The organism is Streptomyces sp. NBC_01431 (genome assembly GCF_036231355.1).
Taxonomy (GTDB): Bacteria; Actinomycetota; Actinomycetes; order Streptomycetales; family Streptomycetaceae; genus Streptomyces.
Genome location: NZ_CP109496.1, coordinates 4372784 through 4399719, shown reverse-complemented (window position 1 = coordinate 4399719; position 26936 = coordinate 4372784). Strand labels below are relative to the sequence as shown.

Here is a 26936-nt window from a genome sequence, read left to right as displayed (position 1 = left end):
GTTCCGGTCGCCAAATCGCCTACGCAGCGGGCCGGTTGCGGCCCCGGGGCCGGAAATCCAGTCCCTCGTGGTCCCCTCCCCGGCCCGTCAGGCCTCGGGGAGGGGCGGGGAGGGGTCCTGGGGGCCGGCGCAGCCCCCAGGACCACCCGCCGCGCTCTAGCGGGCCAGCGCCGCCGCCGCGTACTGCGTCGCCGCCCCCTCGAACTGGAGGACCGCGTGCGCCGACACCGTGTGGACGTCGCGCCAGCAGCGCTCCACCGTGCCGCCGCCGTCGCGGGCGTGCAGACCGCCGGTACGGAAGAGGCGTTCCACGGCGGTGACCAGGAGGTCGATCACGACCGCGGCGTCCCGTTGGTTGCGGGCGACGCCGAGCCGGGTCACCGGCTCCTCGTCGGCCCGCCGGGCTGCTTCCGCCAGCATGAGTCCAGCCGCGTCGATCTCCGCCGACGAGCGGGCGAGCGTGCGGTGCAGCTCGCTGCCCGGGGCGGCGGTGGCGGCCTTCGGCGCCGCCCAGTCGGACCATGCGCGCAGGGCGGCGCGGGCGGCGCCGACGGCCGGGGCGCAGAAGATCAGGCCCCCGACCAGCTGGGCGGGCACGCTGTGGCAGCGGGGCCCGTCGTCGTCCGGTCGGCCGGCGAGCAGACCGGCGAGGGCGAAGGAGCGGTGGTGCGGCACCGAAGTCGGGGCCAGGACAACGGTGTTGCTGCCCGTGCCGCGCAGTCCGGTGCTGTGCCAGGAGTCGACCACCTCGACGTCGGCGCGCGGCACGGCGAAGACGCGTACCGCACCCTCCTCCTCGGGCACGGCGGCGGCGAGCAGCACCCAGTGGGCGCTGTCGATGCCGCTGACGCACTCCCACTGGCCGCTCAGCGACCAGTCGCCGGGATCGGTGCGCACCGCGCGGGCGGCGTGGGGCGCGAGGCCCGTCGCGATGCGGACGCCGGGCGAGGACTCCCACAGGTCGCGCTGGCCCCGCTCCGGCAGAAACGCCCCGAACCTGCTGTGCGCGGCCCACAGTCCGGCGCACCAGGCGGCCGACGCGCACCCCTCGCCCACCTCGGCCACGGCCGTGAGCAGCGAGGCGAAGTCACCCTCGCGACCGCCCCACCGGCGCGGCACGAAGTGGGCGGGGAACCCGGCCCGGGTCAGCGCCGTCACCGCCTCGCCGCCCAACCGGCCTTCCCGTTCCGCTAATTCGGCGCCGCGGGCGGCCATGATGGCGGCTTTGCTCACCAACTCATTGATGGGAGTGGCCAGTTCGAGTTCGAGAAGACGCAGCGTCACGGTCGGGCCGCCTGCGTCGGGATGTAGGCGAGGCGGGGGGCGACGGGGCGCGACCAGAGTGTCGTGATGGACACGAAGGGGCGGCCGTTCTGGTACGAGCTGATGCGCAGCCGGCGCAGCGAGGGGTCGCCCGTCGGCTCGTCGGCCTCCTCGACCACCAGCTCGGTGGGCACGTCCAGTTCACCGAAGGCCAGGCACTCGACCTGGGCGGAGACCAGGACCAGCGGGGCGCCGGGGCCGCCGTTGTGGACCAGCAGATGCCCGAGCTGGCGGGCGCCCTCCATCGCCACCATCAGCGGCACGTGGTCGCTGGGGTGGTCGAAGAAGATCGCGTGATCGGTGTCGACGCGCAGCCACCACGAGCCGTCGCGTACGCCGCGCTCCAGTACGCAGTCCTTGCCGCGCAGCCGGCCGACGGCGGCCGGAGCCACCGCGGTCCGCTCGACCGCGTCCCCGTCCCCCGCGGGGCAGGCGCCGGCGTCGCGCCGGCGCAGCAGCGAGTAGCGGCGATCGTCGACGGCGATTCCGCTGATCCGGCCGCGGCCGTAGACCTGGCCGTCGATGGTGAGCACCACGTCCAGGCGCATGCCGTACCGGTTCGGCGGCCGGTTGCCCACCCACGTCCACTCGGCTTCGAGGACCACGTCGAGCGGCGCGGCACCGACCTTGAGCGGTGCGGCGTCCTCGAAGTCGAAGCTCAGCCCGTCGCCGATGAAGCGGTGCGTCAGCGGGATGCCGAAGTAGGTGTGCGGCAGGTAGACGAACATCTGCCGGATGGTCTCCGCGAAGAGCAGCGGATCGGTGCGGCCCGCGGCGTCGGGGTTGTGCAGCGCGTGGTCGCGCGGCCACTGGGCCGCGACCAGGAATCTGTGCTCGCCGAGCCGGACGCTGTCGGTGAGCAGCACCTCGGCCACGGCCGCCCGGTGGACCAGGCGCCGGGGCACCGGCTGCTGGAAGGACAGCCCGTGCTCGCCGTTCGAGTCGTACGCGGTGCGGGCGGCCGGCGCCGAAGCTTCGAGGGCCGGTCGCGACACGATGGACGTCTGCCTCACAAAATCCCCCAATGAAGTGAGTGAACAGGCCAGCGCGGCGGATGGGCCGCTTGGCACTCCAAGAACATACCTTCAAGAAGGTATAATGGGAAAGCCTTCCCCCGGCGCCGATCCAGAGCGCAAGGCAGCACAGCGAAGAGAAGGGACTGGGCATGAGCACAAGGGCCCGCCAGAAACCCGCCGCCTCCGACCTCAAGCAGGAGCGCGCCATCCGAACCCGCGCTCTCATCCTGGACGCGGCGGCGCGCGCCTTCGCGGACAAGGGTTACCCCGCCACCACCATCCTCGACGTGGCCGAGCTGATGGGCGCGACCAAGGGCGCCGTCTACTTCCACTTCACCAACAAGAACGCCCTCGCCGTCGCGGTCACCGAGGAGTTCTACGTGCGCCTGCGCTCCGCCGCGCACGAGGTGCAGGAGCAAGGGCTTGCCCCGCTGGCCGCGGTCACCGAACTCCTCACCCGTACAGGCGCGATGTTCCGGGACGACGAGGTCATCCGGGCAGGGGCCCGGCTCCAGATCGAGCAGTCCCTCATCGACGCCGACCTGCCGACCCCCTTCCTCGGCTACACCGAGATCGTCACCGGCCTGCTGCGCACGGCCGAGGCGGAGGGCTCGCTGCCGGCCGGCAGCGACCCGCAGGCCCTGGCGCGGGTACTGGTTTCGGCCTTCTTCGGCGCTCAGCACATGTCCTGGGTGATCAACAACCGGGCGGACATCGCCGACCGGGTGCAGGAGATCCTCGCCATCGTGCTGCCGGGCGCGGCGCGGGCTTAGGGGTGCCGAGCGGATTACGGGCGGGGCCGCGACGCCCGGCACCTCGTCGCGCGGCGGGCCGTGGGGCCTTACGCGGCTGCCACGTACCGAGTGAGGACATCGTTGTCCCCGCGCCGGACGGGGACCCGCCCCAGGACCACCGCACCCGGATGACGTGCGACGATTACCGGCCGACCGCGCCGGAGGCACCGGAGATGTATCGAAGGTGGCATCTTTTCGATCTTAAAAAAATTCCTTCAGGAGGGTATCTTTCGGTCAAGAGTGCAGCTCACCGGAGAGGTGGCAGATGAACCAGCAGGAGCGGTCCCGGCGTACGCGCGAGCAGGTTCTCGACGCCGCCGCCGAGGAGTTCGCCCGCCACGGGTACGCCGATGCCGCCGTGCAGTCCGTGGCGGCGCGCACCGGGATGACCAAGGGCGCGCTCTACGGCCACTTCCCGTCGAAGGAGCGGCTCGCCGGCGCGCTCGTCGCCGTGGGCGCCCAGAGCTGGGCCCGCCTCCTGGCGGAGTCCCAGCTGCCGGGCACCGCCCCGCTCACCGCGCTACGGACGATCACCGTGGGGCTGGCGCACGCTTTGCGCGAGGACGAGCGGCTGAGGGCGGCGGTCCGTCTGGAGAACGACGGGCTGATCGCCGGGACCGGCGACGGCGGCCTGCTCGGCGACATGTGCCGGGCCATCGTGTCCGTGGTGCTGCGGGGCCAGGACGAGGGCGAGGTGACGTCCGGCTACCGCGCCGAGACCATCGCCCAGCTCCTGCTCTCGGTGGTCCTCGGCGCGCAGTCGGCGGCCGCCCTGACCCGCGACAGCTCCTTCGAACCGTGGCTGGAGCGGGTGTGGGAGCTGGTGCTCGCGATGATCCGGGGGTGCCGCTCCCACGGTTGACGAGGAGCGGCCGGGACCGCTAGCCCACACCCCGCAACTGCCGTGGCCGCGCCCCTGGTTGACGATGAGCAGCCGGGGACCACTAGCCCACCCCCGGCAGGATGCCGCCGCCCGCCTCGGTGACGTGGGCGCGCAGCGCCGGGTCGTCGCCCACCGCGACCGGATGCCCCACGGCACGGAGCAGTTGCAGGTCCGACGCGTGGTCGCCGTACGCGTAGCAGTCGGCGGGGTCCACCCCGTGGCCGGTCGCCCAGGCGACGACGACGTCCGCCTTCGCGTCGCCGATCATCGGCCGCACCACATCGCCGGTGAGCCTGCCGTCCATGATGACCGGGGCGGTGCCGAACACGTCGTCCGCGCCAAGGTGTTGGGCGATCGGATCCAGGCAGGGGAAGAAGGAGCCGGACACCAGGACCGTGGCGTCGCCGTCCGTCTGGTGGCGGCGGAGCGCGTCGAGACCGGGCGGATGGAAGAAGCCGCCGGATCTCAACTGGAGCCGGAACCACACCTTTCCCTGCTCGGTGAGCTCGGCCGCCGACGCGCCCGCGTACAGCGCGTAGTACGCGCGGTTCGCCTCCTCGCGCGAGGCGCCGCGCTCCCGCAGCCCGAGCACGCCCGCGCGGGCCTGTTCGTACGCGCCCGCCGGGCGGCCCGTGGCCGTGAAGTGGAAGCGGAGGAAGCCGAACAGGGTCTTCTGGGTCACCAGCGTCTCGTCCACGTCGAAAAAGGACGCACGGCGTACCGGAGTCATGGGGTCTCTCCTCGGTGAAGGCGAAGGCATGCGCGCGCCGGTGCGCGCATGGCCGGAAATGTGCGAGTGACCGCCGGGAAGGCGGGGCCCGAGCGCCGTCCGCGGCCATCGCGCCGAAGATCATCGACGGTGAGGACCGGCCTGGAAACCCTGGTCCCACTGGGTGGTACCGGGTGCGTGCCGGAATCTAACCGTCCGTCAAGTACGGGCAAAGACGCGTCATCTTGTGACCAAGTCCAGCCACGTGGCACGCCAGGGCACCCCAGGGGCGCGGGGCCCCGTCGGCCCGCGACCGACGGACGCCACGTCCCGCGCAGTGGTCAGCCGCCGTACCGCCGGACTTCCGTCACGATCCTGCTCACCACCTCGGCGGTCCGGTCCTGGAAGTAGAAGTGGCCGCCGCTGTAGAGGTGTTGACCCGCCGGGCGGTCGGTGGCATCGGCCCAGGCCACGAGCTGGCGCGGGGAGACGACGGGATCGGCCGCGCCGCCGAACAGCGAGAGCGCGACCGGCATGCGATCGCCCGCCGTGCGCGGGCGCCAGCCCTCGGCGAGCCGGAAGTCGTCCCGGATGCGGGGGGCGATCCGCTGCCAGACGTCCTCGTCGTCGAGCGCCCTGGTCGGCATCCCGCCCATCTCGGCGAGGACGATGCGCAGTTCGCGGTCGGGCAGGCTGTGGACGGGACGGCCGCGCAGGGTCTCGGCGGCGAGCCGCGGCGCCCGGCAGGCGGACACCCCGAGCCAGCGCGGCATCCGCGCCCCCAACTCGGCCAGCTGCGCGGTCAGTTCGTAGGCGACCGCCGCTCCCATGCTGTGCCCGAACAGGGCGAAGGGGCGATCGAGGCGGGGGCCGATGGCGTCGATGAAGTACCCGGCGAGCGCGCGGGCGTCGCGCAGGGCGGGCAGCCCGCTCAGCCGACGGCGCCCCGGTGCCTCCAGGAGGCAGGCCTCCCAGTCGGCGGGGAAGTGCGGCACCCAGTCGGCGAACACGCGGTGCGATCCCGCCGCGTGGTGGAACAGGAAGATGCGCACCGCGGGATCGGCGACCGGTCGCGGCCTGACGACGGACAGGGCGTACGGGTCGTTCACTTCTGTCACCTCCGCGATCACTTGTGCCGCTTCAGCGGTCACTTCTGCCGCTTCAGCGAGCACCTCTGCCACCTCCGACCGCCGTTGCGATCAAGAGGACGGGCCGGGGCGGCGGGAAACCTCTCCGCCGCCCCGCCTCGCGAGGGCGTGCCTCAGGGCACCAGGACCAGTCGGCCGCGGGTGCCGCCCTTGCCGAACAGGGCGTGCGCCTCGGCAGCCTCGTCGAAGCCGAAGGTGCGGGCCACGCGCAGCGTCAGCGCGCCGGACTCGGCCAGGAAGACCAGCTCGGCGAGCTGGTCGGCGTTGCTCTGCACGGACACCGCGTCCACGCGGATGCCGCGCTCGGACTCGGGCGCCGCCGGGCCGAACACGCCGGTGTACGCACCGCCGTCGCGCACCGCGGCCAGCGCGGGGCCGCCGAGCACCGCGGTGTCCAGGACGCCGTCCGCGCCGCCGGGCAGCACCGCGCGCACGGCCTCGGTGAGGGCGTCGGTACGGGCGATGAACGTGGCACCCGTACCCGTGACGAAGTCGCGGTCCTCGGAACCCGCGACACCGTAGACCTTCAGGCCGCGCCGGGCGGCGAGCTGGAGGGCGTAGCCGCCGACCGCGCCGGCCGCGCCGGTGACGACCAGGCTCTGGCCCTCGGACAGGCCGAGGAGGTCGAGGGCCTGGAGGGCTGTCAGGCCGTTGAGCGGCAGGGTGGCCGCCTCGGCGGGCGAGAAGCCGGTGGGGGCGATGGCGACAGCGGAGGCGTTCAGGACGATGTACTCCGCCTGGGCGCCGGCCAGCGTGCCGAACCAGTCGGACAGGGCGACCACGGCCTCGCCCGCCTTGAAGTCGTCGACGCCCTCGCCGAGCGCGTCGATGGTGCCGGCGACGTCCCAGCCGAGCGGGTACTGGTCGAGCTCCGGCAGGAAGGGGGCGAGCGCCCCGGCCCGGGTGGCCACGTCCACCGGGTTGACGGTGGCGGCCTGGACCTTGATGCGTACCTGGCCGGCGGCGGGCTCGGGAAGCGCCACCTCGGCGACCTCCAGAACGTCCGGGTCTCCGAAGGCCTTGACGACGATCGCGCGCATGTGAACTGCCTTTCAAGCAAGGGTGATTGGGGGACAGCGGGCACCGGGCCGCCGCGCTCGGGGCGGCCCGGTGCCGTGAGGGGCGCGGGCTCGGGGCGGCCCGGCACCGTGGGAGGAGTTACGCGGTGACCTCGGCGCGGCGCGCCTTGGGCAGGAAGAACACGGCGAGCAGGACCATGCCGGCGAGCAGCACGCCGCCGTTGACGAGCGTCGCGGTACGTACGCCGTCGAGGACCGCCTGCGCGTCGCTCTGCCCGGGGTGCGGCCGGCCGGCCTGGGCGGTGGCGATGGTGCTCAGGACCGGGACGCCCAGGGTCAGGCCGACCTGCTGGGTCAGGGTGGTCAGACCGGTCGCCAGGCCCTGTTCCTCGTCCGGCAGACCCGAGGTCGCGGTCACCATGTACGAGACCACGGCGGTGATGTGGCCGTAGCCGGAGATCGCGGTACCGACCAGGACCAGGGTGATCCAGCTCTTGGTGTCACCGACGAAGAACAGCAGGAAGCTCGCCGACGCCTGGACGGCGAGGCCCACGACCAGACCGCCGGGGCCGCCCACCTTGCCGATGAGGCGCGGGGCGACGGTGCCGCCGACGAACGCCGCGGCACCGAGCAGGCCGAAGGTCAGGCCGGTGACCAGCGGGGAGTAGCCAAGGACGCGCTGGAGGTAGAGCGTCATCAGGAAGGTCAGGCTGCTTGCCATGGTGAAGCTGACGAAGCCGCCGAGGTTGCCCCAGCGCACCGTGCGGCGCTTGACCACCCGGACCGAGACCAGCGGCTCGGGGGTGCGCAGCTCGATGGCCCAGAACACGCCGAGCAGGACGATGCCGGCGAGCAGCGGGATGAGCGTCGCGGCGCTGGTCCAGCCCTTCTCCTGGGCGGTGCTGATGCCGTACACCAGGGCGAGCAGACCGCCGGAGACCGTGATGGCGCCGGGGACGTCGAGCTTGGCGGTGCGCTCGGCGCGGCTCTCCTGGATGACGGACAGGCCGATGAAGAACACGGCGGCGCCGACCGGCACGTTGATGAAGAAGGTCGCGCGCCAGCTCAGCAGGTCGGTGAGGACACCGCCGAGGACCGCGCCGGTGATGAAACCGGCCGACAGCATCGCACCGTTGAGGCCCAGCGCCTTCGCGCGCAGCGGGCCCTCGGAGAAGGTCGTGGTGAGCAGCGAGAGCGCGGCGGGGGTGACGATGGCGGTGGCCAGACCCTGCGCGACGCGGCCGATGAGCAGCATCTCGGGCGAGGTGGCGAGACCGCCGACCAGCGAGGCGAGCGTCAGCATGCCCATGCCGATCAGGAACAGCCTGCGGCGGCCGAACAGGTCGGCGACGCGGCCGAAGAGCAGCGTGAATCCGGCGGCGGCCAGCGCGAACGCGGTGGTCACCCACTGGAGCGAGCCGATCGAGAAGCCGAGGCCGGTGCCGATGTCCGGCAGCGCGACGTTCAGGATCGAGAAGTCGGCGGCGAGCATGAACTGCGAGCCGAGGAGCAGGACCAGGATGAGGCGCTGACGGGACGTCATGCGCAGCTGCGGCGGATCGGCCACCGAGGCGATGGTCGGGGTTTCACTGACGGTTGCGGACATGGGAACTCCTACGCGGGGCTGGGTGCGGTGATGGCAGTGGGGGGAGTCATCGCTGGAGGGTGAGCGAGCGGCTTGCCACCTCCGCCTCTGGTGCGGGAGCGGCAGTGAGCGGTGCGGCGGGGGCCGTGCGGCGGGACCGGCTGAGCAGCCGGACCAGCGGCATCTCGACGGCGTAGTACAGGACCGTCGCCGCGAGCAGCGAGATCGCGAGGATCAGCGCGGTGACGGCGATGGCCTGGGGGGTGTCCCAGGAGCGGGTGGCGCCGAGCGCGTAGTGCACCCAGCGGATCACCAGCTGGTGGACCATGTAGAAGGCGAAGGACACGTTGCCCAGCCACACCATGGTCTTCCCGCGCCACGGCGAGGACTTGCCCTGGAGGTCGGCCACGGCGACCGTGGGGATCAGCAGGGCGAGCGGGATGACGGCGCCGGCGACCAGGCCGAACAGGTAGGGCAGGTACGAGGAGCCGATGTACCCGGCCAGCGCGAGGGCGGTCGCGGGCCACAGGCCGATGCGCGGCCAGCGGCCGGACTCAACGATGAGCGCGAGGACGATGCCGAGCACGAACTCCAGCATCCGCACCGGCGGCAGGGTGTAGACGAACCACATGCGGTCCTCGGACACCGGCAGGCCCGGCACCAGCGGTCCGCCGTGGAAGAACGTGTTGGCGAGCACCGGCATCAGCCAGACGAGCCCGACGAGCAACACGGCCGTCGGCCACAGGAGTTGGGGGCGGACACGGCGTACGGCCCACAGGGTGACCGGGAACAGGAGGTAGAAGAACGCCTCACAACCCAGCGACCAGCTCGGGATGTTCATGCTGAAGAACACCCCGGCCCGCGGGAACCAGTCCTGGATCATGAACAGGTTCGGCAGCGAGTCGAGCCCGATGCCGCCGAACGAGCCGGTGAGGGTGAGGCCGCTCAGCGACAGGAAGACGAACGCGAGGACCCACGTCACCAGGTGGTTGGGGATGATCTTCACGGCCCGGCGGCGCCAGAACTTGCGGGCCGGGTCGTCCTTGCGGGCGGTCCAGGTGAGCAGGAAGCCGCTGAGGATGAAGAAGAAGGTCACCCCGACGCCGCCCTGGCTCGCCGAGTGCGACATCCACTTGTTGACGGTGGGCGAGGCGAAGATGGCCACGGCGTAGATGTGGAACGAGAAGACCATCAGGGCCGCGATGGTGCGCAGACCGGTGAGCGAGGGAAGTCTGTCTCTGCTGGGTGGCGCGACGGACGTGGTCACGGCGATCAATTCCTGCTTTCTTTTTTCTCCAGGCGCATTGCCTTACGTAAGTGCAGTTGCATGTCCCGGCGCCCTTTTGACGCTAGTGGCCCCGCCGCACCCCGGGAATTCCGCTTTGGGCGCGTAGGGGTGTGTCAAAAGTGGTACGGCACACGGGAGTTGTGGGGCCTAGCCGGCGTCGGGGTGGGCGTCGAGGACCGGCCGGACGGTGGCCAGCGCGTTCAGGGTGCGGGGGATGCCCGCGTACAGCGCGACCTGCGCGACCGCCTGGACGACCTCGCCCTTCGTGGCGCCGGCGCGCAGCGCGCCCGCGGTGTGGAAGGCCAGCTGGGGGGCGCTGTCGCCGAGCGCCGCGAGCATGCACACGGTGGCCAGTTCACGGGTGCGCAGGTCCAGGCCCGCGTCGCCGACCAGGGCACCGAGGCCGTGCTGGATGTGCGCGCCGAGGCCCGGCGCGAGGTCGCCGATGGACTCCCACGGCGTGCGGTCGCCCGGGGCGGCCAGCGCGCGGAACACCTCCTCACCGGTGCGCGGGGCGAGGGCGGAAGGGGCGTCGACGGACATGGTGAACCTCCTGGGAAATACCTCTTAGGGCGCACCGGGGCACGCCGCCGGAGGTATTCCGGTGTCACGCAATCGGAATACCCGGCGGGCCGCGCGGTGCATAGCGTTGTACGGGCGCAGCAGATGTCAGACGGCGGCCGGCGCGGTCCGGCGGATGCGTCCGGTGAGCCAGGTGTCCAGGCCGAAGGCGCGCTCGTCGAAGACCTTGAACTCCTCGGCCGTGAACACGAAGAGCCGCAGGGCCCGTCCGGAGGGATCGGGCCGCGCGGCGTCGCGGACAGCCGCGGCGAAGGCCGGATAGCGGGCCGCGAACTCCTCGATGCCGAGAGCCAGTTGAGAGCCGTGGGCCAGTTCGCAGTGGCCCTGGAGCTGGAGGCCCTGCCGGGTGCCGGGGATGCCCGGCTGGCCGGTGTCGGCGACGGTCACCGACACCCGGCCCGCACTGTTCACCAGGTTCCTGACGTGCCCCGAGGCGGGCCGCGTCAGGCAGTACAGATGGAGGTCCGAGTCATATGCGAAGTAGGCGTTGTGCGACCAGGGCGCTCCGTCGTCGCCGACGGTCGCCATGGACAGCAGCCGGGTGCCGTCCAGCAGGCACTCGATGGACTCCGTCACGGCCAGGAAGCCGGGCTCTCCGTCCGGCCCGTGGTCCAGTTCGATGCGCATCGGGGAATGCGTCTCCTCTACGGGGGCCGGCGGCGGCCCGGGGGATTGGCCGCCGCCGGAATCTGGGGGAACGGGCGTCAGGACAGGAAGTGGCCGCCGTCGACCGTGACGACGGAGCCCGTGCTGAAGCCGTTGTTCATCAGGTAGACGTAGGTCTGCGCGACCTCGGAGACCTGGCCGACGCGGCCGACGAGCAGCTTGTCGCCGAGCGCCTGGTAGAGCTCCTCCGGCTCCGGGACGCTGCCGTCCCACAGCTCGGTACGGGTCGGCCCGGGGCGGACCACGTTCACCCGGATCGGGCCGAGCTCCACCGCGAGGGCGCGGCCGAGCGCCTCGGAAGCGCTGGTGATGGAGGCGGCGACCATCCAGCCCTTGGCGGGGCGGGCGCCGGCGCTGCCCGAACTCAGCACGATGGAACCGCCCTTGCGGATGTGGGCGGCGCCGTGCCGGGCCGCGGTGAACGCGCCCCAGTAGCGGACCTTGAAGAACTCCTGGGCCTGCGCCACGTCCGTCTCGTCGAAGGACTTGATCTGGAGCGGGTCGCCCGCCGTGTAGACGAGGTGGTCGAACTCGCCGAGCTCCGCGAAGAACTGGCGTACCTCGTCCTCGTCCGTGACGTTCAGGCGGAAACCCTGGGCGTCGTCCGGCAGGCGCTTGAGGGCCCGGTCCACCTTGTCCTGGCTGCTGGAAGCGATGACCACCTGCGCGCCTTCCGCGGCGGCCAGTTCGGCGACCGAGAACCCGATTCCCGAGCTGCCGCCGAGAAGCACCACACGCTTTCCTGCAAGGCTCATTTCCGTACCTTTCCGATTGTGTTCGGCGAGTCGAATTTCTGCTGTGCCAACAGTGCCCGGAAATCAACTCGGCCGTCCAATACCTAAATTGATTCCTGTGATACCCAAACCGCAAGAGAGGGCCGGTGAATACGATGGATCTCGATCTCCGCAAAGTGCGCTACTTCGTGGCCGTGGCCGATCTGCTGCATTTCGGGAGGGCGGCCGAGGAACTGCATATCGCGCAGCCCGTACTGAGCCGGCAGATTCGCTCCCTGGAACAGGACATCGGGCTCGAACTGCTCGCCAGGAACCGGCGTTCGGTGGCCCTCACGGCGGCGGGGCGGCAGTTTCTCGACGACGCCCGCGGTCTGCTCTCTTCGGCGCAGGCGGCCCGGCACCGCATGTACCGGGCGGCGGGCGGGGAAACGCACCTCACGGTCGGCTTCGGCTGGGGCATGACGGTGGCCGCGATCACCGCCGAGTTCGCCGCGCGCCGGCCCGGGGTGACCGTGGACGTGCGCCAGCTGGCCGCGCGGACCGAGGCGGAGGCCGTGCTGCGGGGCGCGGTGGAGGTGGCTTTCGTACGTGCGCCGGTGCCGCGGGAGGGCATCGTGCTCACGCCGCTGGGCAGCGAGGACCTGGTGGCGGCGCTTCCGGCGGGCCACCGGCTCGCCGGGGCCGCGGCGCTCACCGGCGCGGACCTGGACGGCGAACCCCTGCTGCGCCGGGCGGGCAGCGCGCCGGCCGTGGTGCGCGGGGCGGCGTCGCTGGTGCGGGCGGCGTGGGGGGCGGGGCCGGTGGAGGAGGAGCTGGAGCTGGTGGCTCGCGGCGGCGGACTGACCCTGCTGCCGCAGTCCGCCGCCGCCTTCTACACGCGGCCCGGGGTGCGCTACGTGCCGTTGCTCGGGCTGCCCCCGCAGGAGATCTGCCTGGCGCGGGCGGCGGGGGATCGCTCGGAGCTGACCTCAGCGTTTGTTCGCGTGGCGGAGGGGGTGGGGTGGGTGGGGGCCCGGCCCCTTGCGCCGGCGTAGGCACGGGTGTTCCGCGGGGCGGGGTGGGGTCGCGGGCGCCCTTGCCTCTGCGGCTCGGCCGCGGGTCGTCGTGGCCTCTCGCGCAGTTCCCCGCGCCCCTTCGACGGGCTCGGCCCGTCTCTTGCCCGCGGCCCGTGCGTGGCTTGGCGCGCAGTTCCCCGCGCCCCTGGCTGGGCGGGGTGGGCCGGTCCGGCAGCTGAGCCCCACCACCCCGTCTCTCGACCGCCCACCGTGCGTGGTTTCACGCGCAGTTCCCCGCGCCCCTTCAGCCGACCGGGGTCGGGGCGGTTCGGGGGTTACGGTTCCAGGATTACCTTTCCTGTGACGTGGCCCGACTCGATCAGTTCGTGGGCCTTGGGGGCCTCTGTCAGGGGCAGGGTCTTGTGCACGTGGGGGTGCAGCAGGCCCTTGTCCGCCAGGGCGGCCATTGCCTCCAGGCCCACGTAGTCCGGCTCCACCGACACCCCCGCGAAGCGGAAGCCCGCCTCACGGGTGCGGGCGGCGAGGGCGGTGTCCGAGCGGGCGATCGCGGTGACCAGGAGGCCGCCGGGGCGCAGCGTGCGCAGGGAGCGGTCCGCATAGTCGCCGCCGATCAGCTCCAGGACCGTGTCGACGCCGGAGACCGCGTCCTCGAAGTCGACCGCCCGGTAGTCGATCACCTCGTCCGCGCCGAGCCCGCGCAGGAAGTCGTGCTTGGGCGCGCTCGCCGTGGTGATCACGTACGCGCCGTGGGCCTTCGCGATCTGGATCGCCAGATGGCCCACTCCCCCGCCGCCCGCGTGGATCAACACCCGCTGCCCAGGCCCGACTTGGGCCACCTCCACCAGGCTCTGCCAGGCCGTGAGCCCGGCCAGCGGGATCGCGGCGGCCTGCGCGTGGCTCAGCGCGGCGGGCTTGCGGGCGAAGTGCCGCGAGGGAGCCGCGACGTACTCGGCGTAGGCGCCGGCCGCGCGCGGGAACAGCGGCATGCCGAACACCTCGTCGCCCTCCTTGAAGCGGGAGGTGCCCGGCACCACGTGCTCCACGACGCCCGAGACGTCCCAGCCCAGGATGAAGGGCGGCTGCCCGTGCAGCGGGAACGCGCCGCTGCGGATGATCGCCTCGACCGGGTTGACCCCGATCGCCTTGACCCGCACCAGGATCTCGGTGGGCAGGGGCGTCGGCCGCTCGGCCTCCCCCATGGTCAGGACCCCGGGGCCGCCGAAGGCCTGCTGGACGATCGCTCGCATACGAATTCTCCCGTCATGTCCGGGACTTCCGGGCTCTCCGGGAGTCCTACGGCTGCCATCCTTCCCGTTCCGCACCACAGGAGAAGCCCGAACTATTCCGACGGGGTAGCCACGTACAACTTTTGAAACCCGGCCGCAGACCCATGGGGGAATTCAATTCCGGCCGACCGCTCACTAATGTCGGATCACGTCAGGCCGCAACACTTCGAGGCCACACCGGAGTTCAGGGAGAAAACCCGTGACCATTCAGCAGGATGTCGCCACTTCCGCACCCGCCACGCTCGGCTCGGAAGGCGACGACGGAATCATCCTGACCGTCGTCGCCAGTTTCGAGAACATCGCCGCGGAACACCGGGACGAATTCCTGGAGTCGGCCCAGCGCGAGGCCTTCCTCTCGCTCCGCGACGAAGAGGGAACGATCAGCTATCACATCGTTCCCGACCAGGACGACCCGACGCGTGTGGTGTTCCAGGCGACGTTCACCGACGAGGCCTCCTACGAGCAGCACCGCAACAACGCCCCGGCCCAGGAATTCCTGGAGATGGTGGCCCGAAACAAGATCGACGGGCCGAACATCTACGTCAACAACTTCTCGATCCCCAACGTCAACCACCCGCCGCGCGGCAACTGAGGCAACCGGCCCCCGTCCCCCTTCGATGGAGCAGGACATGACCGACAACACGCCCACCGTTCTGATCACCGGAGCCACCGCCGGTCTCGGCCGCCACCTGGCCCAAGAGCTGGTGGCCGGCGGCCGGCGCGTGCTGGTGCACGGGCGGGATCCGGAGCGGGTCCGCCAACTCGCCGCGGAACTGGGCACGCTCGCCATCCCGTGCACGGCCGATCTGTCCTCGCTCGCCGAGGTGGAGTACCTGGCCGAACAGGTCCGTGCCGTCACCCCCCGGCTGGACGTCCTGGTCAACAACGCCGCGGTGGGCTTCGGCCCGCCCGGCGAGACCAGGCAGACCAGCCGGGACGGGCACGAGCTGCGCTTCGCCGTCAACTACCTGGCCCCGGTGGCCCTGACCCGCTCGCTGCTCGGGCTGCTGACCCGCACGGCTCCGGCCCGCGTCGTCAACATCGGCTCGGTGGGCCAGGCGCCCTTCGACCCGGCCGAGGCCACCTTCTACGACAACTACCGCGGTGTGGTGGCCTATCGGCGCGCCAAGCTCGCCCTGGTCGCCTTCACCTTCGACCTCGCCGAGGAGCTGCGCGGCACCGGTGTCACCGTCAACTGCCTGCATCCGGCGGGGTTCATGGACACCGGCATGGTGCGCGAGAGCCGCATCCAGCCGCTGGCCACCGTCGCCCAGGGCGCGGCGCCCACGCTGCGGCTGATCACCGACCCGTCCATGGAGCACGTCACGGGCGAGTACTTCGACGGCTTCTTCCCGGGCCGGGCCCTGTCCCAGGCGTACGACCGCCAGTTCCTCGGGAAGCTGCGCAAGGTCACCGACCAGCTGCTCGGCCGCGTCGAGGTGCCCGCCGGGGTCTGCCCGTACACCTACGAGGGTCAACTCCCCGTCGTGGGCGGCTCGTTGGGATCCGTGAACTTCCGGATGTCCGGCGCCCCCACCCTGATGCGCGCCACCGTGCGGGGCTGAGCCGACACCGCTCGCCGCACCCCGCACCCCGGCCCCGCGCCCCCGCACACCTCCACCGCACGAGAGCGACAGGAAAGGAGTGTCATGACGTCCGCGACGGCTTTTCTGGCGTCCATCGACGACAGCCTGGGCCCGGCCCAGCGGCGGTTCTTCGGTGACGGCCACCGCAGAGTCGACTACCGGTTCGGCGACGTGGTCGTCGCCCCGGGACCGCCCGGCAGCGGCACCATCACCGCGACCGCCTCGGTGATCTGCCCGCCCGACTGGTCCAAGAAGGGCGACACCGACCAGCGCCCGCACCTGAGCACCATCGACGCCCTGGTCATCGGCGCCCGGCTCGGCGAGCTGTTCCTGACCCGCCGGCACGGCCTGAGCGAGCGCGAGCGCGCCGCGATGTGGGTGCGGCGCATCGAGATCCGGGCCGGGAACGCGCCGGACGAGGAGAACCTCGAAGCGCTGAGCGCCGAGGCCCGGCTGCGTACCACCCGCGAGGACGAGGCCGATCCGTCGGCTGCCCTGTCGGTGCTCGACTGCACGGTCGGCGGCATGCGGGTCCGGTGCGACATCGTCCACCCGGCGGGCCGCCTGTGCGAGAGCGGCCATGCCACGTACGACACCGGCCTCGCCGATCTGCCCGCCGGTGTGTACGGAGAGGGCTTCAAGCACCGCCGCCAGCCGATCACCGAGGTCACCGTCGACCTCGAACGACAGCGCGCGGACGCCACCGTGACCGTGGTGCCGGTGCCCGGCGCCCACCGCAGCGCGGTCGGCCTGGAGGGCGCCTACCAGCCGTCCGTCTCCTTCGTCGACGCCTTCGTGGTCGCCCTCCAGATGGGCCAGGCGCTCCTGTACGGCCTGGACAACGTGGAGCGGGCCCGCAGCAACACGCTGTGGATGCGGCGCACCGTCCTTGAGTGCGAGGGCCCCGACCGCCCCGCGGCCGACCCGTTCGCGGTGACGACCGAGCTCACCGACAGCACCCTCCTCGATGTGCGCGGCGCCCTGTGGCGCACCGCCGACATCACGAGCACCTGCGCGGGCATCCGCGTCATGTGCTCGGTGACCCACGAGATCCCCCGGCTCGCCGCCACCGCCGCCGGCTGAGCGCCCGCTCCAACTCCCCTAGTTGATAAGGCAGTACGCACATGAGGCTTGGCATCTCCGGCACCTACTCGTCCGGCAAGACACTGACCGCGCTCGCCCTCGCCCACTACACCGGGCTCCCGCGCACCATGGCGAAGACCATGCGCGAGATCCTCCCGGAGGCGGCGCCCGGCAAGACCCTGGAGGAGTGCACCGCCGCCGAGCTGCTCCAGATGATCGTCGTGCGGCACACCGAGCGGGTGAAGTACGAGTACCAGCTCGCCGACGGCTTCGTCTCCGACGGCTCCTCGCTCCAGGAGTGGATCTACGGCGCGCTGCGGGTGCGGGTCGGCATCAACCCGAACGACTCGGTGAACCTGGCCGAGGGCGAGGACGTGGAGCGCACCGCGGAGATCGCCTTCTTCGACGCCGTGATGCGGCAGTTGGGCGTCTCGTTCAAGCAGCACGTCAAGCGGAGCTTCGACGCCTTCGTCCACCTGCGCAACGAGCTCCCGCTGTCGGCCGACGGACACCGTCCGGTCAACAACCGCTTCCGCACCATGGCCGACGAGCGGCTGCTCGAAGTCCTGGCCGAGCTGGAGATCCCCGTCCACATCGTCGGTGGTCCGCTGCCCGAGCGGCTGCGGAAGATCGTCGCCATCACCGGCCTGACCCCGGTCATGACCGAGGACGAGGCGATAGCCAAGGCACGGGAGGCGTACGGGCGCATCGACACCACGATCGAGACGCAGCGCGAGCCGGCGCTCGCCGGCTGACCACCCAACCGTCCACACGAGCCATCCGACGACCAACCGGCAGACAGTTGACGCCGTGAGCCGGTCAGTCGCCGAATGGTCTCGCTCAGACCATCGAGGGTCCAGCATGGATAGTACTACCCGACTGACGGCTGTCCTGGAGGGGCTGGGGACCGCGCTCCCGCCCCGTATCGTCACCAACGCGGAGCTGGCCGAGCGGCTCGACACCTCGGACGAATGGATCCGCAGCCGCACCGGAATCACCGAACGGCGCATGGCGGGACCGGGGGTGGCCACCAGCGACCTCGCGGTCGAGGCGGGCGAGCGGGCCCTGAAGTCCGCCGGGGTCAGCGAGGTCGACCTGGTCGTCGTGGCCACCACCACCCCTGACCACCCGTGCCCGGCCACCGCACCGGACGTCGCCTCCCGGCTCGGCCTCGGCCCCATACCGGCGTACGACATGGCCGCGGTCTGCTCCGGGTTCGTGTACGCGCTCTCGGGCGCGGCCGGGGCGATCGCCTCCGGTCAGGCGACCCGCGTCCTGGTCATCGGGGCGGAGACCTTCACCTCCATCATCGACCCCGAGGACCGCTCGGGCGCGGTCATCTTCGGCGACGGCGCGGGCGCGGTGGTGCTGCGGGCCGGCCACGCCGACGAGCCGGGCGCGCTGCTCGGCTTCGACCTCGGCAGCGACGGAGCACTCGCCGACCTCATCAAGATCCCCGGCGGCGGTTCGCGGCAGCGGGCCGGCGGCCTGGCGCCCGACCCGGCGGACTCCTGGTTCACCATGCAGGGCCGCCAGGTGTTCACCAACGCCGTGAAGCGGATGGCCGGTTCGGCCGGCGCGCTGCTCGAACGGATCGGCTGGCCGGTGGACTCGGTGGACCGGTTCGTCGGCCACCAGGCCAACGTGCGCATCCTGCACGCCGTCGCGGAACAGCTCGGGGTGCCGGTGGAGCGCGCCGTGATCAACCTCGACAAGGTCGGCAACACCTCGGCGGCATCCATCCCGCTCGCGCTCGGCGACGCCGCGGCGGCCGGTGACATCAGCGCCGGCGACCGGGTCCTGATGAGCGCCTTCGGCGGCGGTGTCACCTGGGGCTCGGCGGCCCTGGTGTGGCCCGAGCTCGTTCCCGTGTGACCGCCCCAACCACCCCGCTTTCCACACCACTTGACCTGGACGAAGGAGAAAGTCGATGTCACAGCTGCTGGCCGACGACCTCATACAGATCCTGACCGACAAGTACGGCCTGCCCGGCGAGGACCTCTCGCCCGAGACCCGCTTCGACGCGCTCGAGTTCGACTCGCTCGTCATGGTGGAACTCGCGGTGATCCTGGAACGCCGGCTCGGCATCCCCGTCACCGACGACGAGCTGCTGTCCGTGGAGTCCATCGGCGAGGCCGCCGAGCTCCTCAGCACCAAGGATGTGACGGTCTGATGGAGTGGGACACCACGCGCGCGCCGCTGTCCGGCGACTCGCCGGAGGTTCTGATCGTGGGCGCGGGACCGGTGGGCATCACGCTGGCCTGCGAGCTGCTCCAGCAGGGCGTCCGCATCCGCCTGATCGACCGCCGGGCCCGCATCGACGAGTCCGACCCGCACTCCAAGGGCATCCTGGTGTGGCCGCGCAGCCTCGAAGTGCTGCGCCGGATCGGCGTCAGCGAGCGGCTGGCCGCAACGGGCCACCGCAGCAAGGGAGTCGGCTACTACTCCGAGGGCCGTCTTCGCGGCACCGCGCACATGCACAGGCTGCCCGACTCGCCGTACCCGTTCGTCCTGACCCTGCCCCAGCGGGAGACCGAGCGGGTGCTGCGCGACCGGCTCGCCGAGCTCGGCGGCACCATCGAGTTCGGGGTCACCCTGGAGGAGCTGGACGCCACCTCGCAGACCCTGCCGCGCGCCGTGCTCAGCCACTCCGACGGCACCGCCGAGACCGTGCTCCCGCTGTACCTGGTCGGCGCCGACGGCCCCGGCAGCGTCACCCGCGAGATGCTCGGCATCCGCTTCGACGGCGAGCCGATCGACGTCACGTACGCCATCGGGGACGCGCCCATCACCGGCGGCGTGCCCGCCAACGCGCAGTACTACTACTCGCGCGACGGTGTGGTGGCGCTGGTGCCGCTGGCCGGCGGGCACTACCGCATCGCGGCGAACATCCCGCACCGGGGCGCGGACGAGGGCAACCCCTCGCGCGAGCTGATCGAAGAGGTCATCAACCGGCGCGCGCACACCACCTTCAAGGTCGGCGAGCCGGTGTGGACGCGCTCGTTCCGCCCCCGGCTCGGCCTCGCCGAACGCTTCAGCCAGGGCCGCTGCTTCCTGGTCGGCGACTCCGCGCACGTCATCAGCCCGGCCGGCGGCCAGGGCATGAACATCGGCTTCCAGGACGCCGCCAACCTCGGCTGGAAGCTCGGCGGGGTGGTTCAGGGCCGGCTCGACGAGGCGATCCTGGAGACGTACCACCCCGAGCGCAGTGTCGGCGCCGTACGGATGTCCAAGACGTCCGCCGCGCAGGCCAGGTTCGCGATGCAGCGTTCCACCCTGCGGATCGCGGTGCGCGACGCCATCTTCGTGACGGCGAAGTGGACCGGGCTGATCCAGAAGATCCTGGTGCCGCTGCTCGCCCAGGCGGACGTCGACTACTCGGAGTCCGTCTCGGATCCGCTGTTCCGCCGGATCCCGCACCCGGCCCGGGTCGGCCAGCGCGTGCCGCTGTTCGCCCCGCCGGTCCAGGACAACGGGGTGCCGGCGCTCGATCCGTACAAGTACACCGTGGTGCTCTGGCCCGGCGGCCAGGCCCCGGCCGACTGGGCGGCCACGGCCGCCGGGCTGCGGCGCCGGTTCACCGACCAGGTCGCCGTGCTCGACCTGGGCGCGGTGGACCCGGCGGCCACGAAACCGCTGCGCCGGGCCTTCGGCAAGCGCCCGGTGATCGCGACCGTACGCCCCGACGGCCACCTGGCCCACCTGGCGCCGGTGACCGCACCCGAGCAGGCGCAGGCCTTCCTGCACGCGTCCGCCCCCACCGAGGTCCCGGTGCCCGCGCTCGCCTGAGCCGCCGCCGGTTTCGGCAGCTGCACCTGCCGAACTTCCCTGTCCATCACCTGAGTCACCCGAGTCATCTGGAGATTTCCATGTCCGTCCAGACCGTCGCCAACGCCAGCACCACCGAGACGATCCAGGAGTTCTTCACCCGCTTCGGTGCGGGCGACCTGACCGCGCTGCTCGACCTGTTCACCGACGAGGTCGACTGGAACGTGGCCGGTTCGGCCACCGTGCCGTGGACCGGGCGCCGCTCGACCAAGGACGAGCTGGCGGCGTTCTTCAAGAGCGCGGGCGAGGAGGTGGCGGCCACCGAGCGGTTCGAGGTGGACCGGATCGTCGCCGACGGCGACACCGGCATCGCGCTCGGCCGCTTCATCCACGTGATCCGCCGTACCGGCAAGAAGTTCAGCTCGGAGTTCGCGCTGCACATCGCGGTCGCCGACGGCCGGATCCGGCTCTACCACATGTTCGAGGACGGCCACGCTGCCGCGGAGGCTTTCGCCGCCTGACGGGCGGGCCACCCGGCGCGGGGCGGGAGGGGTGTCACCTCTCCCGCCCCGCGGGCTGCGGCGCGATCAGCGAGGCGGCGACCGCCTTGTTGACGGCGTCGATCCGCGAGACCGCGCCCAACTTGCCGAAGATGTTGCGCAGATGACGCTTGACGGTGCCTTCGGTGATGCTGAGGCGGACCGCGATCTGACGGTTGCTCAGCGCCTGGGCGACCAGGGTGAGCAGTTCCCGCTCCCGGGGCGAGATGCGGTTGTCCTGCGCGCCCGGCGCGAGCGCGGCGAACTGCGACACCGAGATCTGGACCTCGTCGCCCTCGCGCATCACACCCCGGATCACCGACGCCAGATGGTGCCTGCTCACCCGCTTGTTGAGATAGCCGCGGATGCCCAACGCCAGCAACTCCCGGACCAGGTCCGGGCTTTCGTGCATGCTGAGGATGATGATCCGGGTGCGCGGGGACACCTCCAGGACCCGCTGGACGGTGACGCCCACCGGTGCTCCGGGCATCTCCACGTCGAGCAGCAGCACATCGGGGCGCAGCCGGGCCGAGAGCGCGGTGGCCTGGGCGCCGTCCGCGCCGTCCGCCACCACCTCGAAGTCCTCCTCGGCCTCCAGGCATTCGCGCAGCGTCTCGCGCAGGATCGCGTGGTCGTCGGCGAGCAGAATGCGTACCCGGGCGCCGGTCACGGCCGCGGCCCCCCGACGGGCAGCGGCAGCCACGCGCTGACCCGGGTGCCCCGGCCCGGCACGGAGACGACGCTCGCTCTGCCGCCCAGGGCGCGGGCGCGCTCCCGCATGGAGGCCAGGCCGATGCCGTGGCCGGCCGGTGGGTCGCCGATCATGTCGAATCCCTTTCCGTTGTCCTCGACGGCCGCGGACACGGCCGTCGCGGTGATGTCCGCGTGGACGAAGACGTGTTCCGCCGCCGCGTGCGTGGAGGCGTTGCGCATCGCTTCGCACAGGATCAGGAACAGCTGGCCGCGCTGCTCGTCGGGAAGCCGGTCCTGGTCGCCGCCCACCTGGACGGCGACCCGCGTACCGGTCGGCATGAGGGCGCGCGCGAAGGAGCGGAGGTCGTCGGCCAGATCGCCGCGGGCGGGGCGCGGGGCGCGGCCCGCGGCGAGCTCCCCGGCCAGCTCACGGGTGACGCGCATCGCCTCGGCCAGCGCCCGCAGACCACCGGAGATCCGCTCCGCGGCCAGCGCGGGGTTCCGCGTCAGGTGCAGCTCGACGAGCTCCAACTGACGCTGGGCCACAGCGAGTTCGTTCCCCACCCGGTCGTGCAGCTCGCGCGCCACCCACTGGTGCCGGCGGCCGGTCTCCTGCTGCTGCATCGGTCCTTCCTTCCTCGCTGGGTGCGTGACGGAGTACGTACAAACAGGGGAAGGCCCGGGGCGGCACCGACAGTGCGCGCACCCTCACCAACGACCCCCACAATAAAATACCTTCACGAAGGAATCAATCTCTGGCATGCTGATTCCCGGATCACCGCCCCGGATCACCGCCCCGGCCGGCCGACGCCGGCCCCTCAGTGGAGGCAGGAGTACTCATGACCGTGCTCGACCAGAGGTCCGACGCGCACACCCGGCTCGGCGAGCTGGAACGGCTGCGCGCACGGGCCCACCAGGGACCGGAGCCCGCGGCCACTGAACGCCAGCACGCCCGCGGCAAACTGACCGCCCGCGAACGTGTCGCGCTATTGCTGGACGAGGGCTCCTTCACCGAGATCGAATCGCTGCGCCGGCACCGTGCCACCGGCTTCGGCCTGGAGCACAAACGCCCCTACAGCGACGGTGTGGTCACCGGCTGGGGCACCGTCGAGGGCCGCACCGTCTTCGTCTACGCCCACGACTTCCGGATCTTCGGCGGCGCCCTCGGCGAAGCGCACGCCGAGAAGATCCACAAACTGATGGACCTCGCGGCCGCCGCGGGCGCCCCGCTGGTCAGCCTCAACGACGGCGCGGGCGCCCGGATCCAGGAAGGCGTCTCGGCGCTGGCCGGCTACGGCGGCATCTTCCGCCGCAATGTGGCCGCCTCCGGAGTCATCCCGCAGATCAGCGTGATGCTCGGCCCCTGCGCGGGCGGCGCGGCCTACTCCCCCGCGCTCACCGACTTCGTCTTCATGGTCCGCGGCATCTCCCAGATGTTCATCACCGGCCCCGACGTCGTCCAGGCCGTCACCGGCGAGAAGGTCAGCCAGAACGAACTCGGCGGCGCCGATGTGCACGCGCAGCTGTCCGGGGTGGCGAGCGCCGCCTACGACGACGAGGAGAGCTGCCTGGCGGACGTACGCCACCTGCTGTCGCTGCTGCCCGCCAACAACCACGAGCTGGCGCCCGCGGTGCCGAGCGAGGACCCGGCCGACCGGCGCTGCGACGGGCTGCTCGACCTCGTGCCCACCGAGCCCAGCCGCGCCTACGACATGCGTCAGGTCATCGAGGAAGTCGTCGACGACGGCGACTACTTCGAGGTGCACGCCGCCTGGGCCGCCAACCTGGTGTGTGCGCTCGCCCGGCTCGACGGCCAGGTGGTGGGGATCGTCGCCAACCAGCCATCGGCGGTGGCGGGCGTCCTCAACATCGAGGCGTCGGAGAAGGGCGCCCGCTTCGTGCAGTTCTGCGACGCGTTCAGCATTCCGCTGGTGACGCTGGTGGACGTGCCCGGCTTCCTGCCCGGCGTCGGCCAGGAGCACGAGGGGATCATCCGGCACGGCGCCAAACTGCTCTACGCGTACTGCAACGCGACCGTGCCCCGCATCCAGCTGATCGTGCGCAAGGCCTACGGCGGCGCGTACATCGTCATGGACTCGCGCTCCATCGGCGCCGACCTGTCGCTCGCCTGGCCGTCCAACGAGATCGCCGTGATGGGCGCCGAGGGTGCGGCGGGCGTGATCTTCCGCCGCGAGATAGCCGCGGCCGACGACCCGGACGCGGTCCGCGCCCAGCGCATCAAGGAGTACGAGACCGAGCTGATGCACCCCTATTACGCCGCCGAGCGCGGCCTCGTGGACGAAGTCATCGACCCGCGCGACACCCGCTCGGTGCTGATCCGGGCGCTGGCCATGCTCCGCACCAAACACGCCGACCTGCCGGCCCGCAAACACGGGAACCCGCCGGTATGAGCGCCGCCGAGAACCGCCCCGCCGCCTTCCACGTCGTCCGCGGCGATCCCGACCCGCACGAACTGGCCGCCCTCACCGCGGTGCTGCTCGGCCTCGCCCGGCAGCCGGCCGCGGAGCCCGCGCCGCCGCCCCGGCCCGCCTGGCGCCGCCCGCGCCGGGCCCACCACCCCGGCGCCGGATCCTGGCACCGCTGACACCTTCGGTACCGGGCGCTCCCACCTTCGTGGCAGCCGCGTCCCGCGGTCCAGCGGCGGCCGTTAGCGTTCCCGCAACGTCAGGGACGGAAGGAGTCAGCCGATGGCACCGGACACGACCATCCGCGAACGAGCCGCGGGGGAACAGGAGTTGAGCAGCCTCGACATCTGGGCCAGATGCGCCCCGATCCGGCTCGCCGGCTACGAGGAGGACCTCGCGGAGCCGCACATACTGCCCGGAATCGACTGAGTGGGGCTCCCGGCGGCACGTTTGCCGCCGGGAGCCCCACTCAGCAATCCTCGATCCGGGGGGGGCTCCCGGATGACGTGAACAGCGATCAGATGAAGGAGTTGATCTCGATCGTCTCGGTGCGGCCGGGGCCGACGCCGATCGCGGAGATCGGGGCGCCCGACATCTCCTCAAGGGCCTTCACGTACGCCTGCGCGTTCTTCGGCAGGTCCGCGAAGGTCTTCGCCTTGGTGATGTCCTCGGACCAGCCGGGCAGCTTCTCGTAGATCGGCTTCGCGTGGTGGAAGTCGGTCTGCGAGTACGGCAGTTCCTCGACGCGCTTGCCGTCGATCTCGTAGGCGACGCACACCGGGATCTCCTCCCAGCCGGTCAGCACGTCCAGCTTGGTGAGGAAGAAGTCGGTCAGGCCGTTGACGCGGGTCGCGTAGCGCGCGATCGGCGCGTCGAACCAGCCGCAGCGGCGGTCGCGGCCGGTGGTGACACCGCGCTCGCCACCGATGCGGCGCAGCGCCTCGCCGTCCTCGTCGAACAGCTCGGTCGGGAACGGGCCCGCGCCGACGCGGGTCGTGTACGCCTTGAGGATGCCGATGACGCGGCTGATCTTCGTCGGCCCGACCCCCGCGCCCGTGCAGGCGCCGCCCGCGGTCGGGTTGGAGGACGTGACGAACGGGTACGTGCCGTGGTCGACGTCGAGCAGGGTGCCCTGGCCGCCCTCGAAGAGGACCACCTTGTCGTCGTCCAGCGCCTTGTTGAGGATCAGCGTGGTGTCGGCGACGAACGGCTTGATCTGCTCCGCGTACTGGAGCATCTCCTCGACGATCTTGCCCGCCTCGATCGAGCGGCGGTTGTAGATCTTGGCGAGCAGCTGGTTCTTGCCCTCCAGGGCCGCCTCGACCTTCTGCTCAAGGATCGACTCGTCGTAGAGGTCCTGGACGCGGATGCCGACGCGGTTGATCTTGTCGGCGTAGGTCGGGCCGATGCCGCGACCCGTGGTGCCGATCTTCCGCTTGCCGAGGAAGCGCTCGGAGACCTTGTCGAGCGTGACGTTGTACGGCGTGATCAGGTGAGCATTTCCGCTGATCAGGAGCTTGGACGTGTCGACGCCGCGCTCGTTCAGCCCGCTCAGCTCGGAGAGCAGGACCGCCGGGTCGACGACGACTCCGTTACCGATCACCGGGGTGCACCCCGGCGAGAGGATTCCGGAAGGGAGAAGATGCAGCGCGTACTTCTGGTCGCCTACGACAACCGTGTGGCCGGCATTGTTGCCGCCCTGGTAACGCACCACATAGTCAACGGATCCACCGAGGAGGTCGGTGGCCTTTCCCTTGCCCTCGTCACCCCACTGAGCACCGAGCAGCACAAGTGCGGGCACAGGCGTACACCCCTTCCGGGCGGGGCATGTCCAAGGTCAGGGGCATACGCGTTCCATACGTGGATGCGTACACCATGGGCCTGATCCGTTGAACCGCTGCCCCGGAATAGACGAAGCCCCTGGCGCAATAGCGCAAGGGGCTCTTGCACAAAGATGCTACCCGAGGAAGGACCGAGGTGTCGGCTGCGCACCAGCTCGTCGTGCTCATCGACCCGGTCGCCCGCCGTATTGACGGCGAGTCCGTACGGATCGCGAAGGATGTTCTGTGTGCGGGAGCACAGGCGAAGATTTGCTGGCCGCAGGGCCCGGAGGAATTCGCGCGGGCGCTGGCCCGGCGGGGCGGCCGACGCACGGTAGTGGTCGGTGACGACGCCGCGCTGCTACGCACCGTGACGCTGCTGCACAAGGAGCGTGAGCTGGCGCGGGGCGCGCTGGCGCTGGTTCCGGTGGGAGGGGCGGCCTCGCTGGAGCTCGCCCGCTCGCTGGGCGTGCCGATGGGCGCGGTGGCGGCGGCGCGGGCGGTCCTGGAGGGCACCGAGCGCCGCCTCGACCTGCTGGTCGACGACAGCGACGGGGTGGTGCTCGGCGCGCTGCGGATCCCCGACCTGAGCCGGCCCGCGCCGGCCGCGCCGCCGTCGTCGGTGTGGGGCACCTGCCGCTCGCTCGCCCGCACGCTGGTGCGGGCCCCCGCGCCGGTGGCGGCGGCGATGGCCCACCGCCTGCGGGTGGAGGCGGACGGGGTGCTCCTGACGGACGTGGACCGCCCGGTGACCGGCGTGTCCCTGGCCTCGGCGGACGGGCTCGCACAGGTGGTGGTGCACGGCCGCTCCGGGGAACGGGCGCGGGCGGTGGCGAGGGTGGTGACGGTCTCCGGCGCCGGGCCGGCGGGTGGCTTCCGCTACCGGGCGGACGCAGTGGTCGCGGGCCCGGTCCGCACCCGGACGTGGACGGCGCTTTCGGGCGCGTGGGGGCTGGTTCTGCCGGGGTGACC

At 71.7% G+C, this 26936-nt stretch carries 29 protein-coding genes; 15 read left to right on the top strand and 14 right to left on the bottom strand.

The window, feature by feature from the left end; all coding sequences use genetic code 11:
* Positions 1-156: 156 nt before the first annotated feature.
* Both OG522_RS20280 and OG522_RS20275 read right to left on the bottom strand, forming a co-directional pair.
* Positions 157-1284 carry an oxidoreductase gene (locus OG522_RS20280; protein ID WP_329464400.1) on the bottom strand — a complete coding sequence of 376 codons (1128 nt, stop codon included), beginning with the start codon at positions 1282-1284 and terminating at the stop codon, positions 157-159.
* Complete coding sequence (locus OG522_RS20275; RefSeq protein WP_329464399.1) at positions 1281-2318, bottom strand: ScbA/BarX family gamma-butyrolactone biosynthesis protein; 1038 nt, start codon at positions 2316-2318, stop codon at positions 1281-1283. The genes OG522_RS20280 and OG522_RS20275 overlap by 4 nt, the downstream gene beginning before the upstream one ends.
* Before the next feature lie 170 nt (positions 2319-2488).
* Between OG522_RS20275 and OG522_RS20270 the strand changes: the two genes are divergently transcribed.
* Together OG522_RS20270 and OG522_RS20265 are read left to right on the top strand one after the other, a co-directional pair.
* Positions 2489-3112, top strand: coding sequence for a ScbR family autoregulator-binding transcription factor (locus tag OG522_RS20270; protein WP_329464398.1), 624 nt, complete (start codon positions 2489-2491; stop codon positions 3110-3112).
* Positions 3113-3398: 286 nt separating this feature from the next.
* Positions 3399-3995, top strand: coding sequence for a TetR/AcrR family transcriptional regulator (locus OG522_RS20265; protein ID WP_329464397.1), 597 nt, complete (start codon positions 3399-3401; stop codon positions 3993-3995).
* Between the two features lie 82 nt (positions 3996-4077).
* Here the strand turns inward: OG522_RS20265 and OG522_RS20260 are convergent, their stop codons facing one another.
* The 8 genes from OG522_RS20260 to OG522_RS20225 form a co-directional block, all read right to left on the bottom strand.
* Positions 4078-4746, bottom strand: a complete 669-nt coding sequence (locus tag OG522_RS20260; RefSeq protein WP_329464396.1) for an HAD family hydrolase — start codon at positions 4744-4746, stop codon at positions 4078-4080.
* A gap of 320 nt (positions 4747-5066) precedes the next feature.
* Positions 5067-5897, bottom strand: coding sequence for a thioesterase II family protein (locus OG522_RS20255; RefSeq protein WP_329464395.1), 831 nt, complete (start codon positions 5895-5897; stop codon positions 5067-5069).
* 89 nt (positions 5898-5986) lie between these two features.
* Positions 5987-6913, bottom strand: coding sequence for an NADP-dependent oxidoreductase (locus OG522_RS20250; protein WP_329464394.1), 927 nt, complete (start codon positions 6911-6913; stop codon positions 5987-5989).
* A 118-nt stretch (positions 6914-7031) separates the two neighbouring features.
* Entirely contained in the window at positions 7032-8498 is a 1467-nt protein-coding gene (locus OG522_RS20245; protein ID WP_329464393.1) for an MFS transporter, read from the bottom strand.
* Between the two features lie 46 nt (positions 8499-8544).
* Complete coding sequence (locus OG522_RS20240; protein ID WP_329464392.1) at positions 8545-9744, bottom strand: acyltransferase family protein; 1200 nt, start codon at positions 9742-9744, stop codon at positions 8545-8547.
* A 168-nt stretch (positions 9745-9912) separates the two neighbouring features.
* A complete protein-coding gene (locus tag OG522_RS20235; RefSeq protein WP_329464391.1) occupies positions 9913-10308 on the bottom strand; it encodes a carboxymuconolactone decarboxylase family protein in 396 nt (131 codons plus the stop codon).
* A 126-nt stretch (positions 10309-10434) separates the two neighbouring features.
* Positions 10435-10974: a pyridoxamine 5'-phosphate oxidase family protein gene (locus tag OG522_RS20230; protein ID WP_329464390.1), complete on the bottom strand. Its 540-nt coding sequence runs from the start codon at positions 10972-10974 to the stop codon at positions 10435-10437.
* A gap of 77 nt (positions 10975-11051) precedes the next feature.
* On the bottom strand, positions 11052-11768 hold the full coding sequence (locus OG522_RS20225; RefSeq protein WP_329464389.1) for an SDR family oxidoreductase: 717 nt from the start codon (positions 11766-11768) through the stop codon (positions 11052-11054).
* A 134-nt stretch (positions 11769-11902) separates the two neighbouring features.
* Between OG522_RS20225 and OG522_RS20220 the strand changes: the two genes are divergently transcribed.
* A complete protein-coding gene (locus OG522_RS20220; protein ID WP_329464388.1) occupies positions 11903-12781 on the top strand; it encodes a LysR family transcriptional regulator in 879 nt (292 codons plus the stop codon).
* 296 nt (positions 12782-13077) lie between these two features.
* On the opposite strand, the gene OG522_RS20215 is transcribed toward OG522_RS20220, so the two are convergent.
* Complete coding sequence (locus OG522_RS20215) at positions 13078-14010, bottom strand: NADP-dependent oxidoreductase (protein WP_329464387.1); 933 nt, start codon at positions 14008-14010, stop codon at positions 13078-13080.
* Between the two features lie 238 nt (positions 14011-14248).
* Between OG522_RS20215 and OG522_RS20210 the strand changes: the two genes are divergently transcribed.
* The 8 genes from OG522_RS20210 to OG522_RS20175 all read left to right on the top strand — a co-directional run bounded on the left by OG522_RS20210 (position 14249) and on the right by OG522_RS20175 (position 21007).
* Positions 14249-14641: a putative quinol monooxygenase gene (locus OG522_RS20210; RefSeq protein ID WP_329464386.1), complete on the top strand. Its 393-nt coding sequence runs from the start codon at positions 14249-14251 to the stop codon at positions 14639-14641.
* Between the two features lie 37 nt (positions 14642-14678).
* A complete protein-coding gene (locus tag OG522_RS20205; protein ID WP_329464385.1) occupies positions 14679-15614 on the top strand; it encodes an SDR family NAD(P)-dependent oxidoreductase in 936 nt (311 codons plus the stop codon).
* An 84-nt stretch (positions 15615-15698) separates the two neighbouring features.
* Positions 15699-16718: an AvrD family protein gene (locus tag OG522_RS20200; protein WP_329464384.1), complete on the top strand. Its 1020-nt coding sequence runs from the start codon at positions 15699-15701 to the stop codon at positions 16716-16718.
* Positions 16719-16759: 41 nt separating this feature from the next.
* A complete protein-coding gene (locus OG522_RS20195; protein WP_329464383.1) occupies positions 16760-17473 on the top strand; it encodes an AAA family ATPase in 714 nt (237 codons plus the stop codon).
* Between the two features lie 106 nt (positions 17474-17579).
* A complete protein-coding gene (locus OG522_RS20190) occupies positions 17580-18593 on the top strand; it encodes a beta-ketoacyl-ACP synthase III (RefSeq protein WP_329464382.1) in 1014 nt (337 codons plus the stop codon).
* 55 nt (positions 18594-18648) lie between these two features.
* Positions 18649-18891 (top strand): acyl carrier protein, encoded by a 243-nt coding sequence (locus OG522_RS20185; RefSeq protein ID WP_329464381.1) that lies wholly within the window; start codon positions 18649-18651, stop codon positions 18889-18891.
* Positions 18891-20507, top strand: coding sequence for an FAD-dependent monooxygenase (locus tag OG522_RS20180; RefSeq protein WP_329464380.1), 1617 nt, complete (start codon positions 18891-18893; stop codon positions 20505-20507). Before OG522_RS20185 ends, OG522_RS20180 begins: the two co-directional genes overlap by 1 nt.
* An 80-nt stretch (positions 20508-20587) precedes the next feature.
* On the top strand, positions 20588-21007 hold the full coding sequence (locus tag OG522_RS20175) for a nuclear transport factor 2 family protein (RefSeq protein ID WP_329464379.1): 420 nt from the start codon (positions 20588-20590) through the stop codon (positions 21005-21007).
* Between the two features lie 34 nt (positions 21008-21041).
* Here the strand turns inward: OG522_RS20175 and OG522_RS20170 are convergent, their stop codons facing one another.
* Together OG522_RS20170 and OG522_RS20165 are read right to left on the bottom strand one after the other, a co-directional pair.
* Positions 21042-21695, bottom strand: coding sequence for a response regulator transcription factor (locus OG522_RS20170; RefSeq protein ID WP_329464378.1), 654 nt, complete (start codon positions 21693-21695; stop codon positions 21042-21044).
* Positions 21692-22342 carry a sensor histidine kinase gene (locus OG522_RS20165; protein ID WP_329464377.1) on the bottom strand — a complete coding sequence of 217 codons (651 nt, stop codon included), beginning with the start codon at positions 22340-22342 and terminating at the stop codon, positions 21692-21694. The genes OG522_RS20170 and OG522_RS20165 overlap by 4 nt, the downstream gene beginning before the upstream one ends.
* Positions 22343-22557: 215 nt before the next feature.
* Between OG522_RS20165 and OG522_RS20160 the strand changes: the two genes are divergently transcribed.
* The 3 genes from OG522_RS20160 (at position 22558) to OG522_RS20150 (ending at position 24573) form a co-directional block, all read left to right on the top strand.
* Entirely contained in the window at positions 22558-24129 is a 1572-nt protein-coding gene (locus OG522_RS20160; protein ID WP_329464376.1) for an acyl-CoA carboxylase subunit beta, read from the top strand.
* Complete coding sequence (locus OG522_RS20155; RefSeq protein WP_329464375.1) at positions 24126-24323, top strand: acyl-CoA carboxylase subunit epsilon; 198 nt, start codon at positions 24126-24128, stop codon at positions 24321-24323. Before OG522_RS20160 ends, OG522_RS20155 begins: the two co-directional genes overlap by 4 nt.
* A 103-nt stretch (positions 24324-24426) precedes the next feature.
* Entirely contained in the window at positions 24427-24573 is a 147-nt protein-coding gene (locus OG522_RS20150) for a hypothetical protein (RefSeq protein WP_329464373.1), read from the top strand.
* A gap of 88 nt (positions 24574-24661) precedes the next feature.
* Here OG522_RS20150 and OG522_RS20145 read toward each other — a convergent pair whose 3' ends face one another.
* Positions 24662-25945 carry an adenylosuccinate synthase gene (locus OG522_RS20145; RefSeq protein WP_329464372.1) on the bottom strand — a complete coding sequence of 428 codons (1284 nt, stop codon included), beginning with the start codon at positions 25943-25945 and terminating at the stop codon, positions 24662-24664.
* Between the two features lie 176 nt (positions 25946-26121).
* On the opposite strand from OG522_RS20145, the gene OG522_RS20140 reads away from it, so the two are divergent.
* Positions 26122-26934: a diacylglycerol kinase gene (locus OG522_RS20140; RefSeq protein WP_329464371.1), complete on the top strand. Its 813-nt coding sequence runs from the start codon at positions 26122-26124 to the stop codon at positions 26932-26934.
* The last annotated feature ends 2 nt before the right edge of the window (positions 26935-26936 follow it).

Bases quoted from the DNA above. Each gene is read 5' to 3' on its own strand.
- OG522_RS20270 (WP_329464398.1), top strand. From the start codon at position 2,489: ATGAGCACAAGGGCCCGCCAGAAACCCGCCGCCTCCGACCTCAAGCAG.
- OG522_RS20265 (WP_329464397.1), top strand. From the start codon at position 3,399: ATGAACCAGCAGGAGCGGTCCCGGCGTACGCGCGAGCAGGTTCTCGAC.
- OG522_RS20260 (WP_329464396.1), bottom strand. From the start codon at position 4,746: ATGACTCCGGTACGCCGTGCGTCCTTTTTCGACGTGGACGAGACGCTG.
- OG522_RS20250 (WP_329464394.1), bottom strand. From the start codon at position 6,913: ATGCGCGCGATCGTCGTCAAGGCCTTCGGAGACCCGGACGTTCTGGAG.
- OG522_RS20245 (WP_329464393.1), bottom strand. From the start codon at position 8,498: ATGTCCGCAACCGTCAGTGAAACCCCGACCATCGCCTCGGTGGCCGAT.
- OG522_RS20235 (WP_329464391.1), bottom strand. From the start codon at position 10,308: ATGTCCGTCGACGCCCCTTCCGCCCTCGCCCCGCGCACCGGTGAGGAG.
- OG522_RS20230 (WP_329464390.1), bottom strand. From the start codon at position 10,974: ATGCGCATCGAACTGGACCACGGGCCGGACGGAGAGCCCGGCTTCCTG.
- OG522_RS20225 (WP_329464389.1), bottom strand. From the start codon at position 11,768: ATGAGCCTTGCAGGAAAGCGTGTGGTGCTTCTCGGCGGCAGCTCGGGA.
- OG522_RS20220 (WP_329464388.1), top strand. From the start codon at position 11,903: ATGGATCTCGATCTCCGCAAAGTGCGCTACTTCGTGGCCGTGGCCGAT.
- OG522_RS20215 (WP_329464387.1), bottom strand. From the start codon at position 14,010: ATGCGAGCGATCGTCCAGCAGGCCTTCGGCGGCCCCGGGGTCCTGACC.
- OG522_RS20205 (WP_329464385.1), top strand. From the start codon at position 14,679: ATGACCGACAACACGCCCACCGTTCTGATCACCGGAGCCACCGCCGGT.
- OG522_RS20200 (WP_329464384.1), top strand. From the start codon at position 15,699: ATGACGTCCGCGACGGCTTTTCTGGCGTCCATCGACGACAGCCTGGGC.
- OG522_RS20195 (WP_329464383.1), top strand. From the start codon at position 16,760: ATGAGGCTTGGCATCTCCGGCACCTACTCGTCCGGCAAGACACTGACC.
- OG522_RS20190 (WP_329464382.1), top strand. From the start codon at position 17,580: ATGGATAGTACTACCCGACTGACGGCTGTCCTGGAGGGGCTGGGGACC.
- OG522_RS20185 (WP_329464381.1), top strand. From the start codon at position 18,649: ATGTCACAGCTGCTGGCCGACGACCTCATACAGATCCTGACCGACAAG.
- OG522_RS20180 (WP_329464380.1), top strand. From the start codon at position 18,891: ATGGAGTGGGACACCACGCGCGCGCCGCTGTCCGGCGACTCGCCGGAG.
- OG522_RS20175 (WP_329464379.1), top strand. From the start codon at position 20,588: ATGTCCGTCCAGACCGTCGCCAACGCCAGCACCACCGAGACGATCCAG.
- OG522_RS20165 (WP_329464377.1), bottom strand. From the start codon at position 22,342: ATGCAGCAGCAGGAGACCGGCCGCCGGCACCAGTGGGTGGCGCGCGAG.
- OG522_RS20160 (WP_329464376.1), top strand. From the start codon at position 22,558: ATGACCGTGCTCGACCAGAGGTCCGACGCGCACACCCGGCTCGGCGAG.
- OG522_RS20155 (WP_329464375.1), top strand. From the start codon at position 24,126: ATGAGCGCCGCCGAGAACCGCCCCGCCGCCTTCCACGTCGTCCGCGGC.
- OG522_RS20150 (WP_329464373.1), top strand. From the start codon at position 24,427: ATGGCACCGGACACGACCATCCGCGAACGAGCCGCGGGGGAACAGGAG.